Genomic DNA, 4,527 nt, shown 5'->3' with positions numbered 1-4,527 from the left:
GGCTTTGGCGGGGGCGAAATAGGATCGACGAGGGCGTAAAGGGCGTACTTTTTCCCGGTATTGTTCCGCCGTTATCGGGCTACTGCAATAGTTGCCAACGACAACTTTGCTCCGGTTGCTCAGGCTGCGTAACGCAGTTTGAAAGACCACTCTAAAGTCCTAACGGGTTAAGCTCCGTTAGGCGGGGTTCGGAGGCACCTGGCAACAGAAGCCTCCACTTTACTCTTTTAGATTTCTCCCCGGCGGGACTCCTGCTCAACCGTCAGGCGCGGTACTATCGAGGCTTGACGAGTCGGGGCCGGCAGGGTCCGGCTTCGGGATGCAACAGGACGACCATGGCGACCGATCATATCCGATACGACGTGCTGGCCCGCGACGCGCTGCGCGGCGTGCTGCGGAAGGTGCTGACCGACGCCGCGGCCCATGGCCTGCCGGGCGAGCACCATTTCTTCATCACCTTCGTGTCGAAGGCCGATGGCGTGAAGCTGTCGCCGCGGCTGCTCGCACAATATCCGGAAGAGATGACGATCATCCTCCAGCACCAGTTCTGGGACCTGACCGTGCTCGAGGACCGCTTCGAGGTTGGCCTGTCCTTTGGCGGCATTCCGGAGCGGCTGGTGGTGCCGTTCAGCGCCATCAAGAGCTTCCTCGACCCGTCCGTGAAGTTCGGCCTCCAGTTCGACACCTCCGACGTCGCCGAGGTCGCGCCCGAGACTTTGCCCGCAGCGCCGGCGCCGTCGGCTGTATCGGTCCCGGCACCTGCGACCGAGACAGCGGAAGCCACCGACGAACCGCCTTCGCCGAGCCAGGGCGGTGCCGAAGTCGTGCGGCTCGATCGTTTCCGCAAGAAATGATCTAGATTGGGCTCCCGCCCGTCATACGCACCCAAACTGCCTATATAGAGAAGCACATGGAAAGGCCGCGCGGCGTTTCGCGCGGCAGAATGGATGTGCTCATGGCCAAAGCTTCCCGCGCGAAGACGACCCGCCCCTCAAGCGCCGCGACCCGGATCGAAACCGACAGCTTTGGTCCCATCGAGGTCCCAGCCGATCGTTATTGGGGCGCGCAGACGGAACGCTCGCGCCAGAATTTTCGCATCGGCACCGACCGCATGCCGATCTCGCTGGTGCATGCACTCGGGATCGTCAAGCTCGCCGCCGCGCAGTCCAATCGCGAGCTCGGCCTGCTCGACGAGCGCCGCGCCAATGCCATCATCCGCGCCGCGCGCGAGGTGATCGAGGGCAAGCTGGACGACCATTTCCCGCTCGTGGTGTGGCAGACCGGCTCGGGCACGCAGAGCAACATGAACCTCAACGAGGTGATCGCCAACCGCGCCAATGAGCTGCTCGGCGGCGAACTCGGCGCCAAGACACCGGTGCATCCCAACGACCACGTCAACATGAGCCAGTCGTCGAACGACTCGTTTCCCACCGCGATGCACATCGCGGCCGCAAGCCGCATCAATGCCGATCTGGTCCCTGCTCTCGGCGAACTGCTCAGCGCACTGCGCAAGAAGGAGAAGGAGTTTTCCAAGATCGTCAAGATCGGCCGCACCCATACCCAGGATGCCACGCCCCTGACGCTCGGTCAGGAATTTTCCGGCTATGCCGCGCAGGTCGAAAGCGGCATCGCCCGACTTAAGGTCGCGGTGAAGGAGATCTATCCGCTAGCGCAGGGCGGCACGGCCGTCGGGACCGGCCTCAACTCCAAGCCGCGCTTTGCAAAGCTGTTCGCCAAGCACGTCGCTGAGATCACCAAGCTGCCCTTCACCAGCGCCGCCAACAAATTCGAGGCGCTGGCGTCGAACGATGCCTATGTGCTGGTGCACGGTGCCATCAATTCGGTCGCCACCGGCCTGTTCAAGATCGCCAACGACATCCGCCTGCTCGGATCGGGGCCGCGCTCGGGGCTCGGCGAATTGATCCTGCCGGAGAACGAGCCGGGCTCATCGATCATGCCGGGCAAGGTCAATCCGACCCAATGCGAGGCGATGACCATGGTGTGCTGCCAGGTGTTCGGCAATCACACCGCCATCACCGTCGCCGGCAGCCAAGGCCATTTCGAGCTCAACGTCTACAAGCCCGTGCTCGCCTACAACATGCTGCACTCGATCCGTCTGATGGCGGACGCCGCACGCTCCTTCACCGAACATTGCGTCAGCGGCATCCGCGCCGACGAAAAGCGCATCCAGGAGCTGATGCAGCGCTCGCTGATGCTGGTGACCGCGCTGGCCCCGAAGATCGGCTACGACAACGCCGCCAAGGTGGCCAAGACGGCGCACGCCAACGGTACCACGCTGAAGGAGGAGGCGCTGCGGCTCGGCTTCGTCTCGGCCGACGAGTTTGACCGCCTGGTGCGCCCCGAGAAGATGACCAGCCCGGGCTAGCTTCCGAATTCCGATTGCCATCCGTAGTGATACGGACGCTCGGCGCCCTAAAAAGAAGCGGTTTTGCGGGCGGGATTTGATTACCGTCAATGTTGCCGCGGGGCGGCGTGCTACGCAGCCCTACTGCCCCCGACGGGGCGAAATTCATCGTTTGATGGCCTGATGGCCGATTGACGAGGACGAGCGAATGGCGATCAAGTCTTCTGGGGCGCAACGAAGCGCTCTGTATCTGAATATTTCATCCGGCAAGAAGAGGATCGGGTGATGGAGACGCGGCATGGGGAACGTCATCAACCTGAATCGTTTCAGGAAGCGCGTCGAGCGGGAAGCCTCGGCGAAGCAGGCGGACGCCAACCGGGCGAAATTCGGGCGCACGAAGGCGGACCGGTCGGCGGAGGAGAAGCGGGCGGACCAGGCCAAGGAGCATCTGGACCAGCACCGGATCGATCGCGAGGAGCAGCCATGAAGTCGCCGGTCGTGAAACGGTCGATCGTCGTCGCCGGCCACAAGACCAGCGTCAGCCTCGAAGAGGCGTTCTGGAACGGCATGAAAGAGATTTCCGGGCTGCGCAACATGACCCTGTCCGAGCTGGTCGGCGAGATCGACAACAACCGTCAGCAAGGCAATCTGTCGTCTGCGATCCGTCTCTTCGTCCTGGACTACTTCAAGAGCCGCGCCATGGCCGCCCAGCCGGACAAGGTCCCGGCCCAGTAGCCGACCGGAGGCGCCCTCGACGGCGTCTCTCCCCTGCACCTTATAATCGCTCTAAGGTGCGGCTTCGGCGCGCGCGTACGCTTGACCTCCATGCCCGGCGTTGAAAATACAGGGCATGACCGACACCACTGACACGCGTCCCCACATGCCGCTGGGTCTGGCCCAGCTCGGCTATACCGGCGTCATCCAGCGCCTCGCCGCCCAGCAAGCCGGCTCGTCGCTCTCGGACGTCGAGCTCGAGAGCCGTCTGATCGAACTCGGCTTCGTCGAGGGCGCCCGGGTCGAGATCCTGCATGAGGGCCTGGTCGGGCGCGACCCGATCGCGGTCCGGGTCGACAGCATCACCATCGCGGTCCGCCGCCGCGAAGCCATGGCCGTCATCGTCGCCTGACGAGCGACCGAAATCCCGCCCCCAGGCCATCGATCCATGGAAGCACCCCTGCTGCATCTCGCCCTGGTGGGCACGCCCAACAGCGGCAAGACCTCGCTGTTCAACGCCCTGACCGGCAGCCGGCAGAAGGTGGCGAACTATCCCGGCGTCACCGTCGAGCGCAAGGAAGGCTTCTTCGTCACCCCCGGGGGACGCCAGGTCTCGGTCGTCGACCTGCCCGGCACCTATTCGCTGCGCGGCCGCAGCCCGGACGAGGAGATCACCCGCGACTTCGTGCTCGGCAAGGCTTCCGGCGAGACCGTGCCCGATCTCGTGCTGTGCGTCGCCGACAGCACCAATCTGCGCCTGACCATCCGCCTGCTGCTCGAGCTCAAGCGCCCCGGACGGCCGATGATCCTCGTGCTCAACATGTTCGACATTGCGAGCCGCCGCGGCGTCACCGTGGACGTCGAGCGGCTCGCCAAGGAGCTCGACGTGCCCGTGGTCACCTCGATCGCGGTGCGCAAGGGCGGCACCTCCGAACTGCTGAAGCTGACCGACGAGATCTCCGCAAAGCTCGCCGCCGAGCCGGCCGAAAACAGCTGGCGCGCGCTCAGCGTCGGCGAATTGCGCGCCACCCAACGCGAGGCCGACCGCATCATCGCCGATTGCGTCAGCCTGCCTGCCAGGCCCGACACCTGGACCGCGCGGATCGACGCGGTGGTGCTGCATCCGGTCGGCGGCCTCATCGTGCTCGCCTTGATCCTGTTCGTGATGTTCCAGGCGGTGTTCGCCTGGGCGCAGCCGCTGATGGAGCTGCTCAACTCCGGCTTCGAGGCGCTGGGCGAACTGGTCCAGGCCACCCTGCCCGGCGGCCTGCTGCAGAGCTTCCTCCAGAACGGCGTGATCTCGGGCGTCGGCAGCGTGATCGTGTTCCTGCCGCAGATCATCATCATCTTCCTGTTCATCCTGCTGCTGGAAGATTTCGGCTACATGGCCCGCGCCGCGTTCCTGATGGACCGCATCATGGGCGGCGCCGGCCTGCACGGCCGCGCCT

General features: G+C 64.6%; 6 protein-coding genes and 1 other RNA gene (1 of these 7 only partly in view). All 7 read left to right on the top strand.

Annotated features, from left to right (window positions below):
• Positions 1 to 219: a transfer-messenger RNA gene (gene ssrA / locus JHD07_RS32455) on the top strand; its annotated part reaches 542 nt to the left of the window's first position; the annotation flags it as partial.
• A 116-nt stretch (positions 220 to 335) separates the two neighbouring features.
• Positions 336 to 854, top strand: coding sequence for a ClpXP protease specificity-enhancing factor SspB (locus JHD07_RS32450; protein WP_291629559.1), 519 nt, complete (start codon positions 336 to 338; stop codon positions 852 to 854).
• A gap of 89 nt (positions 855 to 943) precedes the next feature.
• A complete protein-coding gene (gene fumC, locus JHD07_RS32445) occupies positions 944 to 2,386 on the top strand; it encodes a class II fumarate hydratase (protein WP_291629557.1) in 1,443 nt (480 codons plus the stop codon).
• Between the two features lie 277 nt (positions 2,387 to 2,663).
• Entirely contained in the window at positions 2,664 to 2,852 is a 189-nt protein-coding gene (locus tag JHD07_RS32440; protein WP_291629555.1) for a DUF4169 family protein, read from the top strand.
• Positions 2,849 to 3,100 carry a ribbon-helix-helix domain-containing protein gene (locus JHD07_RS32435; RefSeq protein ID WP_025038043.1) on the top strand — a complete coding sequence of 84 codons (252 nt, stop codon included), beginning with the start codon at positions 2,849 to 2,851 and terminating at the stop codon, positions 3,098 to 3,100. The genes JHD07_RS32440 and JHD07_RS32435 overlap by 4 nt, the downstream gene beginning before the upstream one ends.
• A 115-nt stretch (positions 3,101 to 3,215) precedes the next feature.
• Complete coding sequence (locus JHD07_RS32430; protein ID WP_291629543.1) at positions 3,216 to 3,491, top strand: FeoA family protein; 276 nt, start codon at positions 3,216 to 3,218, stop codon at positions 3,489 to 3,491.
• Between the two features lie 36 nt (positions 3,492 to 3,527).
• Positions 3,528 to 4,527: ferrous iron transporter B (locus tag JHD07_RS32425; RefSeq protein WP_291629541.1), on the top strand; the 1,000-nt coding region annotated here is incomplete at its 3' end.

Source organism: Bradyrhizobium sp., from assembly GCF_016462955.1.
Lineage (GTDB): Bacteria > Pseudomonadota > Alphaproteobacteria > Rhizobiales > Xanthobacteraceae > Bradyrhizobium.
The sequence above is the reverse complement of the archived record's forward strand: the minus strand, read 5'-3'. Positions and strand labels throughout refer to the sequence as shown.

What these genes read in the sequence shown, in the direction of transcription:
- JHD07_RS32450 (WP_291629559.1), top strand. Translation starts at nt 336, where the DNA reads ATGGCGACCGATCATATCCGATACGACGTGCTGGCCCGCGACGCGCTG.
- fumC (WP_291629557.1), top strand. Translation starts at nt 944, where the DNA reads ATGGATGTGCTCATGGCCAAAGCTTCCCGCGCGAAGACGACCCGCCCC.
- JHD07_RS32440 (WP_291629555.1), top strand. Translation starts at nt 2,664, where the DNA reads ATGGGGAACGTCATCAACCTGAATCGTTTCAGGAAGCGCGTCGAGCGG.
- JHD07_RS32435 (WP_025038043.1), top strand. Translation starts at nt 2,849, where the DNA reads ATGAAGTCGCCGGTCGTGAAACGGTCGATCGTCGTCGCCGGCCACAAG.
- JHD07_RS32430 (WP_291629543.1), top strand. Translation starts at nt 3,216, where the DNA reads ATGACCGACACCACTGACACGCGTCCCCACATGCCGCTGGGTCTGGCC.